Genomic DNA, 17167 nt, shown 5'->3' with positions numbered 1-17167 from the left:
TTGGAACATGGAAATCGATGAGGCCGAATAAGGCCTCACTGCTTAATTAGACGCTTACAGCACAATAACGTCAAATCCCGTTTTGATGAAGAATTGGGTATCACGGACAACTGGCAGTACGATGCCCTAGACCGAGTGAAACGAAATACCATTGCCTTAGCCGACAAAACAAGGCACGGCGTCAATAATGCCGACTTAACTCGTGCATTTGATTACCGCTATGACAGCTTAGGCAACATCGAGTTCAAGACCGGCATTGGAGGTTATACATACAGAAAAAAGAACGCAGGGCCACACGCGGTTATGCAAACGAATGGGCTCAATTACGCTTATGATGCGGCGGGCAACATGCAACGCGCATGGAAATCGGGCGCTCAAACCGACGAGCGAATCCTGACTTGGACGGCGTTCAATAAACCAGAGAGCATTACCCGTAACGGCAAAAAGGTCGAATTCTTTTACGATGCCAATCACAACCGTTACCGAAAGAAAACCAGTGACGGCAAAGAGACCTTCTACTCAAAACGATCTGACTGATCTTATGCAGTGGAACTTAGAAATAGATGAGGCTGAATAAGGCCTCACTGCTTAATTAAACGCTTACTCTGGAAGCAAGCAATAAACCGTTTTATGATTATGTTCGAAGATCGATTAACTGAATACTTGTAACCAATAGCAGTTACACAGAATTATTTACAACGGCATTAACTGATATTTGGGAAATATCAGTTAATGCCGTTGTAAGACTAATAAAATAAGACGCTAATTTTCGATTATTTATCTGTAGCTTGCATTACTCTTATTATTTTTACTTTGGTTTTTAACTCTTCAAGGCTGAGATTTTTTATACCTTCGAGAGTAATCTCCCCTTGGTACTGACAAAGTAGACATTCATCGATAAATAACACGCCACTTTTTTTTCTTGATACTTGAACCAACTTATCACCTATAGGTGTATTAATTTCAACTACTAATGGCAAATCGGAGCTTTGAAGTTTAATAACCACATCGTTTTCAAAGTCTTTATCAAATTTATTACTATCTACATTAACCTGAATAGTTACCTTTTCTATATTTGACTTAGAAAACTGGTCTAGATGATACTGTTCAATGGTTTTTTTTCGATCTGTCAACATTTTTTCGAATTCTGAGAATTCACTTAAAGATTTAAGGTGCTTAATGTTTTTATAAGATTCTAAAGGGGTTTCTTTTCCCTTTTCTGACATAACAAAATCAAATTTTTGAAAAATGTCATTATCAACAATTCGGATGTTAGATATAAACAAACGGAGGTCATTAGGCTCTCTCTCTCCTAATTCAAAACTATGTTTTGCCCTTCCATTAGGACCAATTAAGTAGTCTTGCAGAAACCTTTTTTCTTCGTTACGTTCTTTACGAACATTTCGATTACCCCACTGCTTACAGAAAATTAGACCTCTCTTCATGCAATAGCTTTCTTTTTCATAATAATACTCTGAAGCACTCCATGTTGCTTCTAATTGTGCAACATAAATATTTTCTTGAGTGTTATCTATGGCAAATACTAACTCATAGCTCTCAATGGATTCTTCATAGCCCCCTAAGTGTTGGATCTTTTCTATTGAGCGAGTTTTGTTAATATATTCACCATTAATGTAATAGCTTTGATCCTCAGTAGTATAGTAACTATTCCTTACACTGGGCACTCGCCTTTCTCCCTGTATAGATTTCTTAACAGTTTTTAAAACTTTTAGACCATATTTATTATCAGATAAATTATTGAAATGTTTGGCTAACTGGGTTTCTAGTTCTTGTCTTGCTAAGTAATCGGGGAATTCTTTAGAAAAATCGCGCAATAAACTCTTATCATAAATATCAAAGTCTATACTGTTAGTGAAATCTATCACTTCTTTTTCAAGCCTATCAGCAATGCTTTTTTTATAAGAATATTCTCTTGAGTATATCTCTAGTTGATCTTTGTCTATGATATAAAGAAATTTTGATGTTTTAACCAAAATTAACCCATTATCTAATAGCTTAAAATTAACTTGTCTTTTTTTACTTGAAGCTAAATTGTCACTTTTACATTTTTCCAACACAAATTCAACGGTATTCTCTTTTATTACGGTAAATTTGCACTTCCCGCTATAAAGCATCAACCCATTAACATCTAACTCTTTAACCCATGACCCATCATCAATATTTCTAAAGCGAGGAAGGTTTGAAGTGATTTTTTTAATTTTTTTACGACTATTACTTGTAAAGTATCCACCTTCATTTTTTTTATATCGTTCACTTAAGTCGATTATTTCCATGTCCTTTATATTTAACCTAACGAAATCACGACTGTGATCAGTAGATAGGATATCACTACCTTTCAAATATAGTGCGTCGTCTAAGTGTACTTTATGGTGACTAAATTTATTTTCATTTCCCTTTTTATTTATGTCAAACGTATCAATGCTAGTGTAGTATCTTTTTTGAGAGGAGCCTATAACAATAATGTTATTACTTTCATCTAGACTAAAATATTTGAACTCATAGGCATCTATTTCTCCTAGAGTTAGTTCATCAATGTTAGTGGATATTTCTTTATATTTCTTTATTTCCTTCCAATTTCTTTCATTTAAAAGGCTTTTAAATGAAACTAGTTCATTTGCTATAGCTAGGCTGTTAAACATTAGTATTATTAACGTTAGTGTTAATGTTCTCAAATTAATACTCCTTTTGTGTTTGAATTAATTCTCTAGTTGACGTTTATATCAAATTTCGATCTCATAATAAATTTAAACCATGCGACATTTATTTGTTTAAGTAGTCAGACACCTTTTATAAATCATCAACCAATTTTCGCTACCCTTTATTTAATATCATCTAAGATTGTTAAGGGTAATAGAAGTGTGACAATTTTTTCACTAGCTATCTCTTATCACACATATCCAATATGTTAAACGCTTTTATCATCGCGTAAGTTTCACCCACCTGTGCGTTGTAATTTCTTAAGCTCGATCGTCCTCCTAGCAATTGTTTAACTCGATACATAGGGGGCTGCAAGAAAACAGCCAAGACTCAGAATTCAGTTTTGTCTTTTCTGATCTAGTGACTCAATAACCAATCCCGCATTCAAATGGAAACACTTTGCCCCTGAAATCATTCTTTGGTGCCTTCGTTGGTATGGTTCGACCCCAATGAGCTACGCCAACCTCAGCGACATGCTGACAGAACGAAGGGGTTCGGCTAATCCCTCGACCATTTATCTTTGGTTCATTGGATATGCCTCAGCATTACGCGAGAAGTTACGCCCCCATTGAGACGCTCGTTGTCAGCACAGGCGGTTTTAAAATACGAAAGCGAGCTTGGTCACCCATCGAGGGATTCGAATCACTGCAAATGTTGAACAAAGGCCAGTTTGATTTCTGGTTACGTCATGATGAGCGTAAAACGCTTGTACGGGAGAGATCCGCCTTCATGAATCGTTTCTTCAATGTTGAGGTGGTTTACCAGTAATGGTTACGCCCATGACTGGGTAGATCTGCATTCTCTGATTAATTGCAACAGCGCCCGCCAAATCACTGTCCGCCACGCACAAGACGAACACGATTGTAGTTCTTCGTGCCGCTGATGTTGACATATCCACCGTTGAAATAGACGGTCCACGCGTAGCTATTGGAGCGAGCATAGCTCGAGGAGGTCAAATATCCATCAGTGGTATTGGAAAATATGTCCGTGTTTATCGCAGGGGTTACACAGCTTACCTCGACAATTGAGGCTAACTCCTTAACATTAGGCAGCCTCCAGTCATTTTTCCCCGCAAACTCATGATCCTTAGCAAGGGTAAGCGCTTGTTGCCAGTTATGATTTGATGCGTTTCCTGTACAATTGTCGCCCTGCCATGTTTGCCCAATACTACAGCGCATCCACGTCAACCCCGTTTGCTTATCTGTCACCGTTCCATCACCATGGATATTAAAGCGACTGCTCGGGGTTGATTTAGTTATGGCATAATTACACATTGCCATGACGTTTAAGGGTAATAACCAACATAATAGGGTGACTAGTATTTTATTCATTGAAAGTTCCTGTCGGTTTTTATTAGTATTTGGGTTAAATAATACGTGTAAAAAACGTTTTTAAATCTATTTTTGGATGGTCTTGTTCATCACAAAATAAATAAACCATCTTGCCTTGCGCTAAAACGTGGTACGTTTTCGTCAATTAACTAATCGGTATTTGTATTAAATGACTAAGCGTGGATACTTATATAAGTAAATTGTACATTCATCTTTTACTCCTTAACATGCTAAATCACTGTCCGTCGTGCACAAGACGAACATGCCTGCCGCTGCTCTTGCTAAAGACGTTGTCGTCCCCTTCGTAGAAATGGACGCACCACGCGCCGTAATTTCCGAAAGCATAGGGCGAAGAGGTACAGTAACCATTAGAAGACGTATTTGGAAAAAAATCAGTCTCTATCGCAGGATAAGAAGCACTGTAATCAACCAGCGAACGCAATTCTTCTCTATTTGGCAAGCGCCAGTCGTTGCTCCCACATAAGCCTTGATTATTCACTTGCAAGGTATATTTTTCAGTGTCACAATTTTCATTGTCAACACAACTACCATTATTTTCCGTGCCCGCATCGCCACCATCGTTAATCCCCGAGCTATTGTACCAACTGTAAGTATGGTGTTTATCACGCAAGCCTCCGTCTGTGGTTTTCACTTCCCAAATTAGCCCGGTGTGATTATCTTTAACACAAGACCAGCTTGAAGCGCTCGCAGACAGGGGATGACCATTGGTATCAAGCTTCGTAAAGTCAAAACCACCAGCCCCTGCACCGACTTTGCTTAATGCTCCTTTAGCCGCTAAGGCATCGCGCCCATGCTCAGCATCTTGCCCTGAAAAATCGGCCACTGGGCAATTTAGGTCATTGCTTACGTTATCAGAGCAGGTGGTGATGCCTGTGTCGTTGAGTTTGCCGGTGGCAATAATCACGATTTGCTCCACTAAGTCAATGGTAAATGACTGTGTGTTGGTTAAACCTTTGTCATTATTTACAGACACAGTGAAATCCAGTGTTGTCGCCTCACCTTTTTCTGGTGTAGTGAAGGTTATTTCACCACCGCTATCAAGCTGTATGCTGCTTTCATCAAAGGCCCAGTTTGATTGTTCAACAATACTATAGCTGCTGATTGTTGATTGGCTACTTGCGGACCATTTTAATGTCACTCGCACCTGCTGCGCAAAGTTCGCTTGATTTGGCGCGTCAACGGTTAACAGTGGTTTTGTGGTAGGCTCAATGGCAATGCTATCGGCGGTGATTATCACGTCATCGCCGAACTGCACTGCCAATTGGTAAGAATACGCCCCTGTTTCAGGTGCTTGTGTATCTAAAAAGCTTGTTTGGCTCTGGCTCATATCCAACACAATCGCCTGATACTCTGCATTAAAACCTGCTTGAGAGTCGGCAAATGCCGGTGAGCGAGTAATATATAACGCTTTGACGCTATATAACGCATTTAAATTATTTACAAAGTTTGGCCAGTTAAGTTGCACCTGCGTTAATTCATTGACGAAAGTATATGTTACCCCTAAATCGATACGACTTGGGTCAGTTTTGTTAACGAACTCTTCATGGTTTGAAAAACCATCTCGGTCTTTGTCTTGCCCAGCATCAGATTTGTTCGATAAGTCAAACGTATTTTGATATTCCCAGCTATCCGGCATATTGTCATTGTCTGTATCTAATGACTTGGGATTGCCTCCTATTTGGAACTCAAGAAAATTTGATAAGCCATCACCATCAGCATCACATAGGACAGGATTTGCCAATAAGTCTAACTCGTCAAGATCACATTGATTATTGTTTTCATTTCTTGCCAGCGTAAAGTTAAATCCATAGTGTTTTTCCCATCCGTCACTTAACCCATCGTTATCAGAATCAGGGTTTTGTGGATCACTGGCATTGACGCTTGCATCGTTACCATTTAACCAGTTTCTACCCTCTGTATTGGGTGTATCACTGGTCACGGATTTCGGGTTTGAACAAAAGCTGCTGCTATTAATATGAATGTTATCTTCACCTAAAAATTCTTGGTGATTGCTTAAACCATCGGCGTCAGGGTCCCGTTTACTATCATTAAATAGTGGGTTAAGTTGATTGGCACTCTCCCAGCCATCTGGCAAGCAGTCTCTATCGGAGTCCCATGCTTGTGGGTAGGTACCTAGCTCAAATTCTTGTAAATTGGTTAAACCATCTGAGTCTACATCGTCGCTCGCAGCATATTGTAATGATTCAAAGAAACGCTTTTCCCATTTATCTGATAAACCATCTTCATCAACATCATCACTGACGTTGATGGCTGTTTTTACATAACGCCTTGCGAAGGCTCCAAGGTTACCCCAACCAGAAAAGTAAACATCTAATGACTCCACGGTTGGTTTTGTTTCATTTGAACCAGGCACAGGCAACTCATCTGGTAGCCAGAAGCTTTGTTGATACTCTTTGCCGGGCACTATAATTTGTAATGGTTCATACTCAATGCCATCTCGTGGCACCACATCAAAATCGGCACTCTTATCACTAAACTCATTATTTTCACCCGACTCGGTAACGCTACCTTTTAAGGTAAAGAGTCGCCCAGTAACACCGTTTCTTTCTTCTACTTCCGTTCGATTAGTTAAATACTCAATCTCTAATTGTGGCAGTGAGTAAAAAGTGTATTTACCCGTCCATTTTTTGCCATACTCAATGGGGTTAAATTCAACAAACAGAAAGTCTAAATTTATACCTGTGTAGAGGTCTAAGCCTAGGTTTGAGTTCAATGTAGTGAGTTGATATTGGTAAACAGAATCATCAAGGTCAGTTAATTGGGGTAACTGAGCACTGGCTTGAGCGCCAAAGTTTATATCTAACCAAGGTTGCATTGATAGTGTGCTTGCTGCGACCTCATAAAAGCTTACTTCAAGTGTCGGAATCAAACGAATTTTAGCTGTTGCCTCTACCGAGCCATCTATAGAAACAGTGATCTCTTTATCAAATTCGCTTGAAGAGACTGGGTAATATTTTCCAATTTCACATGCCGCATACTTTTTTGTGTCTGGATCTATCTTGGAGTAAGGGTCGGTACCCGTGGTACATAACCTAACGCCGAACTTAATATTGGAGTAGGCTTTAGCCACGGCCGCCGCCGTTACCTGACCGCTCACCGCCGCTGATGCTTGCGCATCTAAGCCTAAAGTAATTCGTTGATAGATAGGCACAGGCCCAGCGTTATAAACTTGCACAAAAGTGCGCTTGAATAGCTTAAAGTCTTTATTTGCATTGGCTTCGGCTGCTGCTTGAAATTGCGCATATGCCATCAATGACAGGTCAACGTCAGCAATCACTTCCGCTTCTGTTATTTTTTTATCTTCAAGTATTAGCCTGGTCTGAAGCTTTGGCTCAAAATCAAATAGAACATCTATACCCATATCAAAATCGGCAGTCGCTGAAACGTGTAATTTTTGTCCCACTTCAGCTTTTTCTTCCATCACATCAACACTAATGCGTTTATCTACAAAGTGTGTACCATCTACTTTTGCGCGTAAAACAAAACTGTAATTACAAACCCCCTTAATCTTATCCGACTGAGCTTTGAAAATTAGGCGGTCGTCATTGGTTTTTGACACCGTTAATGCGCCTGTTTCATATTTGCAGGACTTCGATTCTTTATGTTTAAGTGGCTCTAAAATAAGTTCGTACTTTTTATCTTTTATTGCATCACTTAGTTTTACGTTATAACTGAGGATGAGGTTATCTGAAGCTTTAATAACAACATTTGTGGTACCACATAATGTAACGCCATTTCTCTCAATACAGCCAACCTCTAAACCATCTGTTGAACGTGAAGACTTGGATGGTTGACTAGCACTTACTCCAAGCAAGCGGCTCTTAAAGTCGGAGGATATTTCAGCTTCATCAATATGAATAACCTGCTCTGCATGTAATAGGTTACCACTTGAACGATATGATTTAGCTTGGCTCAATGCACGGCTGGGGTTAGCCGTTGTAATCGGCATCGCATTCATCAGCAATGTCGAGTTAATTTCAATCTGAGAAACCAACTGATCAAGCGAAGTTTTTTCGCTGACAACCGTGACTTTATCAGCGCTGTCAGTCACCGTAATTACCTTACGCAGATATGCTGTATTATCAGTTGTTTCACCAACAATGATGTCACCGGCTTTAGGTATCTCTGTTGCTGACAGTTTAGAAAATTCAAAACTGTCATTTGGTAGGACGGCCGCTTTTGATAAACCATTATCCATTGGAGTAATTAGTGTAACGTTAGGCTGTAATACTGTTTCAATCGATAAGGTTTGGTGTGGGAAAAGTTGGCTAGGATAAACTTGACCACTATAGTTTCTAACGACAACAAAGTAGTATTGTTGACTGGTAACTAGGTCAGTTATTTCCGCTTCATTAACATTGGAAATTATTACTTTAGGTTGTTTGGTAGTATAGTCAAAACCTTTTTCCGTTTCTGCATAGAGCTCATAAGTCACATCTGTAAGATGTTCGCTTTCATACCATGCTAGTTTCACTGTACTGGCATTAACACTGGTCGCTGTCACTATTTCGGGTACATTTGTTAATACTTTATTTGTTAGTGTTATGCTAATTAAATCACTATTTTTAGCGCCATCATTATCAGTAACAGTCACTTTAAACGTTAATACTTCATCTTTTGTTACTACTGGCGCGACAAAACTCGTAGTTAATGTATCGGCTGATGACAAATTTACGTCTGGGCCCAGTTGTTGCACCCATTCTATTTTATCTATCACCCCATCAAGGTCTGAGGCACTTGCACTAAAAGTGGCGGTTTCGGATGATACTACAGTAAAGTCATCTCCAGCATTAACAAAGGGGATTCTGTTTTCTCTTTCTGGTGAGCTCTCCCCACCACAGGCCGTTAAAATAAATATAAATAGTAACGAGCTTATTAACTTGAATAGTTTCATTTCTCTCCCTTGAAAAGGTAAATCCAGAACAATCGACGTAATATCAGGCTATGTTCCCATTAACTGCTGCCGAATCCGAAATGGACAGTTTTCATCCGTAGTGTTTTGTCGGTCAATCAAATTGGACTGCTAGCTCCCCTGTCATCAGTGATGCTTAAGAAGTCCGTTTAACTGACTTACCATTCTTCTTACTGCTCACCGCGAATACGACCGTTGATATGTCACTCGACAAGCATCATGATTTTCTATCGTAATACTTACAATCGAACCCTGTATTTGTTAATTTGTCAGATAACAGCAGTGAATATATCTAGAAGCAATCAATAAATTCAAGTTATGATGCTACATTTGCTTTTATAGTATCTATATGGCTTTAACTACTTGATAAAAAGGAACTAAGTTGAAAAGATCTCGAACAGAATTGGAGGATGTTGTTCTTCAATATCGATCCGATGGAGTAAAAAATGGGAGAGGGCGAAAGCTATCAACAAAAGAGTTTGCTAAACAAGTTGATATTGGTGAATCTACCCTTTATTTGAGGTGGAGAGAGCCGGAATCGTTTCAAGATAAGGAGCTATTGGCGATCGCCGAGTTCATTGGTATGCCGTTAGAGCAAGTAAAAGAAAAAGCGATAATCAAAAAAACGCCAGATAATCAAAGCTCTCTTTCGCAAGAGAGCAGTTCTAACAAAAATAGCGCTCTAATAGAGAAAGAATCTCCTCTAAAACGGTCTAACCCCTATTTTCGCTTTGTTAGTTTTGCGCTCTTGGTAGCAATATTTTTATCGGTGATTCTTCACGCAGTTCCTATTTTCAAAAAATGGTTACTGCCAGTAGAATTTCATTCAACTTTTCAAGGCCATGCTGAAGACCTTGATGCGAATGAACTAGGGCAAGCGCTCGACCTGCATTCTAAACTATATAACTACAAATTGATCGATCTGATAACGACTACCCGTGGTGGAAAAATAGAAATGACAGGCACTCTTGAATGGTCTTCTCTTCTAGAGGGAGGTGAAGTCGATAAAACAGCCATTTTTTCTGCTAGTGGTACTCACATTGGAGATACCGCTGCGTTGATTTATGCAATTGAAGACGAAGTTTATCAAGAGAGTTGGATTGGCACATTGACACTTCACTTGCCTCGCTCAGGTCCCATTAGTGGGTATTGGGTCTCGCAGCACACGGAGGAAGACCCGATATCAGATGGTCCTTTTGCTATTGGTCGTGTCAAATTAAAACGCTAGGAGCCAAGTGGCTTAATTGCAACACTAAATATGACTCTTCGACGTTTTGTTTCGATTAAGCTAACCCTCTTGTCAATAATGCGCTAATTAGGTCTCTGCTACTTTGAGCTCTGCTGTTCTTTTTTATGCTTAGGCTAGGATTGCATGCACCTTGAAAACTCATTGGGCTTCGTTTCCTAATTTGAGTTCAGGTAAAAACGCGCCTAATATGATTTTGCGTGTTGCTCTTTGCTGCAGGTTTATGCTTAACAATACATCGGTAGCCACACCACACGAAGACCTGCGATAATATGCTAGCACAATACCTTTCTTACTTATCCTATTCACTAGAAGTAGCATTGATAATGCTTAATCCTAGCAAAAGCATTCTCTGACAGGGTGAAAATGAGATTTAGTGCTTTTTAGAGGGATTTTTTCGCTATTAGAGCGCTATTATTATTTGACGTACTACCTTGAAAAGGAGAGCTTTGATTATCTGAAGTTTTAGCTATTGTTGCTGTTTTGCTTGCTCTGGTGGGAATCCGATGAGCTTTACGATCGACACACAATTCCTTATTTTGACACGATTCTGCCTTTCTCCACCTCAAACTGAGGGTAGATTCATCAATATCAACTTGTTTCGCAACATCTCTTGTTGAGCGCTTTCGTCTTTTCCATTTATCATTCCGTCCTGTCGATATTCAATGACTACAGTCTCTAATTTAGAATGCAACATTTCTTCCTAACTTCCTTATTTATCAAAAGATTAAAGCTATATAGAGATTACTCCGTTAAGTCAAACTGCACAACTTGAACTCATTGATAAATACCCGATATGTTGGCTCGTGTAATCCAATCAATTAAACAAAAACAGTGATTGATTGTAAGTATCAGGAAAGGGAACCGCGAAAAGACTTTATTTCGTTCAAGGTTTAACCGAAAAAATCAATAAGTAATGGCACCGTGACCGTTCGCATCAATAAATATAAATGACAAAAAATATAGGAATACTCATGACAATATCTTGGCTATATCAACATAAAAAAACGCTTTTGGCACCGGCAATTGCCGCTGCACTTTTAAGTGGTTGTGGTGACAATGACTCAGAGCCAAAATCAACAACGTTTTCCATCACAGCCATTGATGGATACTTACATAACGCTGAAGTGTTGGTGGATACCAATCAAGATAGCACCTGTGATAAAACACTGGGTATGACCAATGAACAAGGTAAACTAAATATTGATACCGTTTATCAAAATAAACGAATTTGCATTACAGCAAGAGCAGGTGAAACCATCGATTTAACGCGCGGCGTAGTTGAAAACGGGTTCACGCTTAAAGCCCCGGCGGGGTCGGCAGTCGTTACTCCTTTAACTAATCTCGTCGTTGAGATATTAACCATCAATGATACGTTAACCGTAGAAGAGGTGAAAAAAGGTATACTTGATGCCATTCAAGACAGTGGCATGGATGTTGATGGAACCACGGCATTTGGTGATTATCTCGCTTTTTCACAATCCTCCGCGCCAGAACAGCAAGTTAAAAGTAAAAAACTCGAAATTATCGGCGAGGCATTAGTTGATGCTCAAAGTAAATCAAACCACACGGCGGCAATGCAATTCAACCTCGTGAAAGCAATTACCGAACAAATTAAAGACACGGATAAATTGATAGATCTTCAAGATCTCCAGCCCACGGTGAAAGAAGACGGAACCCTAGCACCTACAATTAATCATCGACCTAAATTTACTGGAAATGATTTAAAACTTTACGAAGCATCGATTGTTGATGGAGAAGAGAGGCTAGAAATTGACCGAAGTGTTGAACTCAAGTTCACGGATTCAGACTCTGACAAGCTTACGTTCAAAATCAAATCATTAACGGATGATCAACCCCATGTGACAATCTCAGACGAAGGTATTATTTCTGGGATTCAACAAAATAAAGCCGGAAATTACCTTTTCCATATTTATGTCGTAGACAGTCACGGCGCAAAATCTCGTCCTGTTCCATTTAAATTAGCACTGACGACGTCAAATAAAGCGCCAACCCTAAATCTGACACAGGCAGAAGAATTAAAATCTGACATCAAAGCGTTAGAATTCATCAAAGGCATTGAGTTCCCAGAACAAACTTTTCCGCTCAACGACATATTTACCGATCCAGATGGGGATGTGATTGCTTATACGGTGACTGCCGCACCAAAAGCGCATGGCTTGAATGTATCAATTAAGCAACAGCAACTCCAAATTAGTGGCACGCCGATTCAATCAGGTAATGTTGACATCATTATTACTGCGACAGATATCACGCACAGTAAAGGGAGTCAAATGACGATTCCAGTGACGGTTCAAGATCAAGGCGTCACGGTCATTCATCCACTTGAAGGGACTGTGTTTTATCACATTGATAACAACAGTGCTTCAGGAGAGTTCGTTAACCCCCGCTGCCAATCAGTTAAATTTGAAGATAAAACAGTTTATTTTTCTCCAGAGAGCGAAACGCCGTTTACCTGTGAAGAACCTATAGAAAATGTCGGCACTTATACGATTGATGGCGAGACGTTGACGACAAGCATACTCGAGAATGGGAATACGGTTGTCGATGATTTTACCATTCTTCATCCTATCGATGAAGATAATGGATATCTTGTTCGTGCAGAGCCTAAAGGTCGAACCAATAAAAACACATGGGTTAGGCATTTTTTTACAAATTCAAAGCATGTTGACGCGCAACTTGACAGCGAAGGTTCGGCATACGAATACTTTGTTTGGGATGGTACTCAATATATTGCTGGGCATGTGAGTGTAAAACTCAACGGACACGCGGGCTTAAATCAACAACCGAGTGTTTCGATTACCTTTAATCAATCGTTAAGCTGTGAAATTATACAAAATATATACAGTAATATATATGTCTCTGAGGAGTCTAGTTCCACCGTAAAATTACAAATGTGCTATCCCAATAAGTTGAAGCAACCAACGGTTACCTTGTCTGGTTTAACAAGTGAGCCCGATATCAATATTATTGGAGGACATTACTATACGGTGAAGACTGATTTATCCCCAGCTTACCGTGATAAAATGGAACCGTTGATGTTGCGTATACAGTATCGCGGTGTGGATAAGTGTGACAAATTTGATTCTATCTTTAACGAACAAGATCAACCTGAACAGTTATCTCAAATCATTGATTATAAGAGCGCTATCTCTGCATGTAGAAGTAGTGCTAATGCAAACTTATCCGACTCATTCGAGAGCATATTAAACACATGGAACCTAAATTCCAGTACATTTAAATTAATTGGTCAGGATGAAACGTACTCTTTCAAACAAACAGAAGAAGGCAAGCATGTCACGCTCACGATGAATAATGAAAAAGGTGGAGGTGAGAAGATCAATGCAAATTGGAAATATAAAGACGGTCGCTTGGTTATATACAATGTGGAAGGAGGCGACGGTCAATCTACAGAAATAATTGAAACCTTAGCATTAATAAATGCTGCTCCAATTGACCAAAGTCTTTCAGTTTTGAGCTTATTACAAGACCCAGATTATGATAAGCTAAATTTAGGGAACTACATGTCTTATGGTGCAATACAGTCAAAAATATACGCATTTAAGGCGGGGGAATAAGTTATTTATTGATTAATCACTGTTATCTACATTTTATTTTTCTCCCGCGTGATCTCGGATGATTTTTTTTGATGTGGATGTTGAAATTCCAATATAACTCAGGTATAAATATTAGAATTGAACTGCAGCTACCAAGTGAGTTTTTTGCATTTTAATTTCCTTTCTCGACTATTTTAATGTCGATATGGTATTTCAGGTAAAGCCCTTCGTGTTGCGCCACGAAGGGCTTTTTTTTGTTTCTCCCACAAAGTTTACGATGTAAAGTGATATGCGGAATTTTCGATACTATATCTAATCCGCACCTTGCCAATTTAGCAAAGCTACTGGCACAGATTTATCACAAAAGTGAGTTTGAGAGATGAACTGTAGTAAAGTTACAACACAGATTTCTTGTCATATGAAGAATTTGAAATCTATTGCTGCAATTTTATGCTAACTATTACTGCAAATCTGATTCTAACCGGTTGAATGTTAGTGGGTAGTTATGCTGACTTATACTGCAAACATCACCTTCTACTGCTTTATTCTTTATTTTCAACAACTTAATTTCCTTCATATCGCTAGAAAGCAAATTGGTACTAAACACTGGTACTAAACATGCGCTATCTCAGTCGTAAATCATCCGGAATTTGGTACTTTCGTTATCAAATCCCAAAAGCATTTCAAGCCCAATTCTACAATCGAACTGAATTCAAAAGATCCTTGCACACAAGAGATTACCAGTGTGCTGTTTTACTTGCTCTGAAGCTAGAACTTGAGCTTAAGCAAAAGATTGCTGATCCTGAAAATCAATCTAACCCCATACATACCAATGTTGAGCCTATACTCGAATCTATTGCGACTAAATCTAGATTACAAGAATCGAAGAGCTCTACAGGTGATCTAAAAGGATTTACTTATAAAGAGGTCAAAAAGCCAAGCATTGATTTAGAAGATGTCATAGCGAGCTATGCAAAGGAAAAGCGTGCTAAAAATGTTGGTGAGTCGAGTATTAAAGACGTCGCTTCAAATGTGAGATTAGTACATGCTCTCATTGGCACTACAAATCTTTGCGAGGTATCTCGCGATGATGTGATGGATGCCATTGAGCTTTTGCGTTCCCTCCCTAAAGACCTGAATAATCCAAGAAATAAAAAATACTTTGGTGGAATGACGGTACTTGAAGCCATTGAAAGAAATAAAGAGCTTGGATTACCTACAATCATTGATGTAACAGCAGCTAGATACATACAAAGGTGCTCCAGCTTATATAGCTGGGCGTGTAGGCACTTGGAACTACCTAAAAATCCATTCGCAGATTTATCGACTTCGATTAAAAATAACGACACTAGAGATGAAAAAGACCGTAAAAAGCCTTTCTCATTAGTGGATTTGAAAGATATCTTTTCACATGAAGTATTTACTCTCGGCAAGTTAGGTTCTAAGCCTCGAAGTCGGCAGAAGCTGAATTACCAGTACTGGGTTCCGCTCATTTGTCTATTGTCTTCTATGCGCCCAAATGAATGCTGTCAATTGCGAAATGTCGATGTTCAAACTATTGATGGCGTTTTGTGCTTTGTTTTGTCAAATGAACATTCCTCACAAAGCCTGAAGAGCAAAACAGCCAAACGGACTATTCCCGTTCACAAACAACTTATTGCACGGGGTTTTCAGCAGTATTTGAATTTGGTTAAGACTGAAGAGTGGCTTTTCCCTGAGCTGACATACACTGAGAGGGCTAAGTTCTACGGCAAGGTTGATAGTTGGTTCCGTCGTCAATTTACCGAAAAAATGGCGCTGACGAAGCAAGCTAAGTCGTTTTACAGTTTCCGTCATACCTTCATTGACTTTTATGCAAAGAACGGTGGTATACAGCCTATCCATAGACAATTGGTAGGGCATCTTAATGGTGATATCACTAATGATGTATATGGAAGTAAATTTAGTGTTTTAGAGCTTAAAAAAGAGATAGACCGTGTGAGCTTTGAGCGAAGTCTTAAGCATATCAGACGTTGGAAGCTTACTTCATCTTAGAGTCGGGCATAAGTTCTTTAGAAGTGTTGAGGCATCACAGCTTATTCGTTATTTCCTAGCTTGAAAGTGCTCCAAGATGGGCGTCAACTATGCATTGTACTAATGGCAGTAAACACTCTTTCAGAGCTATTAACGTCACAATTCCCGAAAGAGTTCTCAATACTGTTAATCCTCACTATGCATATGGGTGTATTATGCTGTAAATCGCATAACTAATGTATTTATGCTCGGAGTACTAGCAGGTCTATGGATAAAGCACTGAAACCACAGCTTGATAATTCAGCTGAAATTAAGAGTATCTTGAAAGAAGTTCATTGTAATTTTCGACTACCTGATCAGAGGGTGGTTAACACGCTGCTGGTTTATTTACCGTGTCATGAAGATGGTAAGATTAGCCTTACTGAGTTTTTTGAATTTGTTAGAAACGGGATACTCCAAAACTTCGTTTTTTCCTGTAAGGAGATAGAGAAGAAGCTCGGTATGCAGAGCACAACAGCAATGGAAGACTTGTTTGATAAAGCATTGAGGAAAATTAGTAAACATACCGCTCAAGGTGAATTAGGGGAGCTACTCCTCTTTACTTTGCTTGATGTATACCTGAAAGCTCCAAAACTACTAAGTAAAGTTTCTATGAAAACTGTTCCTACAATGCCTGTTTTTGGAGCTGACGCAGTGCATGGTCAAATAGTTGATGGTGAGTTCAGAGTTTATCCCGGTGAATCTAAGCTGTACCAAAATTTCAAATTAGCTGCCACGGCAGCAGCTTCTTCTATGGTTAGTGCAAAGAGTAAGTTTGATGTGGAATTTGACTTGCTTGATAGTCATATGGACTTTCCAAACTTAGACTCAGAGTTTGAAAAGACTATTTTGGATGTTCTTAACCCATACACCACAATAGACAGCGCTAAGAAAATACATTCCCCGTGTTTTATCGGCTTTACTCAACCAGATGTTATTTTTGAGAATGATGTTGATTATGTAGAAGCATATAAGAAGGTTGCATGTCAGTATGTAGGGGACTTCTTCAATAAGGTTGAAGGTAAAGGTCTTGAAGCGGAAGAGGTAACTTTATTAATGCTTCCATTTACTTGTGTTACTGAATTAGTTGATGAATTTATTTCTTATGTTGGTATCTACAAATGAGTGAGATAGTTGAAAAAATAACCCAAAACATACTTTCCAATGCTGAGTTTGTTAAAGATAGAGAGAACTTGTTTATCGGATATGTAGATTTCTTATCAAGTAACCCTGTAGTGGTCAACTAATATTGGCCACGATCTTAGAGTTTAACCAGAACAATCGTTCT

General features: G+C 39.1%; 8 protein-coding genes and 1 pseudogene. 6 read left to right on the top strand and 3 right to left on the bottom strand.

The annotated features are described in order from the left end of the window. Positions 1 to 93 precede the first annotated feature (93 nt). Positions 94 to 537, top strand: a complete 444-nt coding sequence (locus QWZ04_RS17250; protein ID WP_290329506.1) for a hypothetical protein — start codon at positions 94 to 96, stop codon at positions 535 to 537. Positions 538 to 773: 236 nt separating this feature from the next. Here the strand turns inward: QWZ04_RS17250 and QWZ04_RS17245 are convergent, their stop codons facing one another. Then, on the bottom strand, positions 774 to 2693 hold the full coding sequence (locus QWZ04_RS17245; protein ID WP_290329505.1) for a hypothetical protein: 1920 nt from the start codon (positions 2691 to 2693) through the stop codon (positions 774 to 776). Between the two features lie 393 nt (positions 2694 to 3086). On the opposite strand from QWZ04_RS17245, the pseudogene QWZ04_RS17240 reads away from it, so the two are divergent. Continuing rightward, positions 3087 to 3486, top strand: a pseudogene (locus tag QWZ04_RS17240) (hypothetical protein). 62 nt (positions 3487 to 3548) lie between these two features. On the opposite strand, the gene QWZ04_RS17235 reads toward QWZ04_RS17240, so the two are convergent. Both QWZ04_RS17235 and QWZ04_RS17230 read right to left on the bottom strand, forming a co-directional pair. Continuing rightward, entirely contained in the window at positions 3549 to 4049 is a 501-nt protein-coding gene (locus QWZ04_RS17235) for an Lcl C-terminal domain-containing protein (protein ID WP_290329504.1), read from the bottom strand. A 235-nt stretch (positions 4050 to 4284) separates the two neighbouring features. Next, the gene (locus QWZ04_RS17230; RefSeq protein ID WP_290329503.1) at positions 4285 to 8985 is read right to left on the bottom strand and encodes an Lcl domain-containing protein; all 4701 of its coding nucleotides are present in this window, start codon (positions 8983 to 8985) and stop codon (positions 4285 to 4287) included. Between the two features lie 400 nt (positions 8986 to 9385). Between QWZ04_RS17230 and QWZ04_RS17225 the strand changes: the two genes are divergently transcribed. The 4 genes from QWZ04_RS17225 to QWZ04_RS17210 all read left to right on the top strand — a co-directional run bounded on the left by QWZ04_RS17225 (position 9386) and on the right by QWZ04_RS17210 (position 17004). Then, entirely contained in the window at positions 9386 to 10231 is an 846-nt protein-coding gene (locus QWZ04_RS17225) for a hypothetical protein (RefSeq protein ID WP_290329502.1), read from the top strand. Between the two features lie 992 nt (positions 10232 to 11223). Further along, on the top strand, positions 11224 to 13848 hold the full coding sequence (locus tag QWZ04_RS17220) for a hypothetical protein (RefSeq protein ID WP_290329501.1): 2625 nt from the start codon (positions 11224 to 11226) through the stop codon (positions 13846 to 13848). A gap of 597 nt (positions 13849 to 14445) precedes the next feature. Next, positions 14446 to 15861 (top strand): site-specific integrase, encoded by a 1416-nt coding sequence (locus QWZ04_RS17215; protein WP_290329500.1) that lies wholly within the window; start codon positions 14446 to 14448, stop codon positions 15859 to 15861. A 246-nt stretch (positions 15862 to 16107) separates the two neighbouring features. Beyond that, the gene (locus tag QWZ04_RS17210; RefSeq protein WP_290329499.1) at positions 16108 to 17004 is read left to right on the top strand and encodes a HamA C-terminal domain-containing protein; all 897 of its coding nucleotides are present in this window, start codon (positions 16108 to 16110) and stop codon (positions 17002 to 17004) included. The last annotated feature ends 163 nt before the right edge of the window (positions 17005 to 17167 follow it).

Source organism: Vibrio tapetis subsp. quintayensis, assembly GCF_030409945.1.
Classification (GTDB): Bacteria; Pseudomonadota; Gammaproteobacteria; order Enterobacterales; family Vibrionaceae; genus Vibrio; species Vibrio quintayensis.
The sequence above is the reverse complement of the archived record's forward strand: the minus strand, read 5'-3'. Positions and strand labels throughout refer to the sequence as shown.

Excerpts from the sequence above, each read along its gene's own strand:
- QWZ04_RS17235 (WP_290329504.1), bottom strand. The coding sequence starts at position 4,049 with ATGAATAAAATACTAGTCACCCTATTATGTTGGTTATTACCCTTAAAC.
- QWZ04_RS17230 (WP_290329503.1), bottom strand. The coding sequence starts at position 8,985 with ATGAAACTATTCAAGTTAATAAGCTCGTTACTATTTATATTTATTTTA.
- QWZ04_RS17220 (WP_290329501.1), top strand. The coding sequence starts at position 11,224 with ATGACAATATCTTGGCTATATCAACATAAAAAAACGCTTTTGGCACCG.
- QWZ04_RS17215 (WP_290329500.1), top strand. The coding sequence starts at position 14,446 with ATGCGCTATCTCAGTCGTAAATCATCCGGAATTTGGTACTTTCGTTAT.
- QWZ04_RS17210 (WP_290329499.1), top strand. The coding sequence starts at position 16,108 with ATGGATAAAGCACTGAAACCACAGCTTGATAATTCAGCTGAAATTAAG.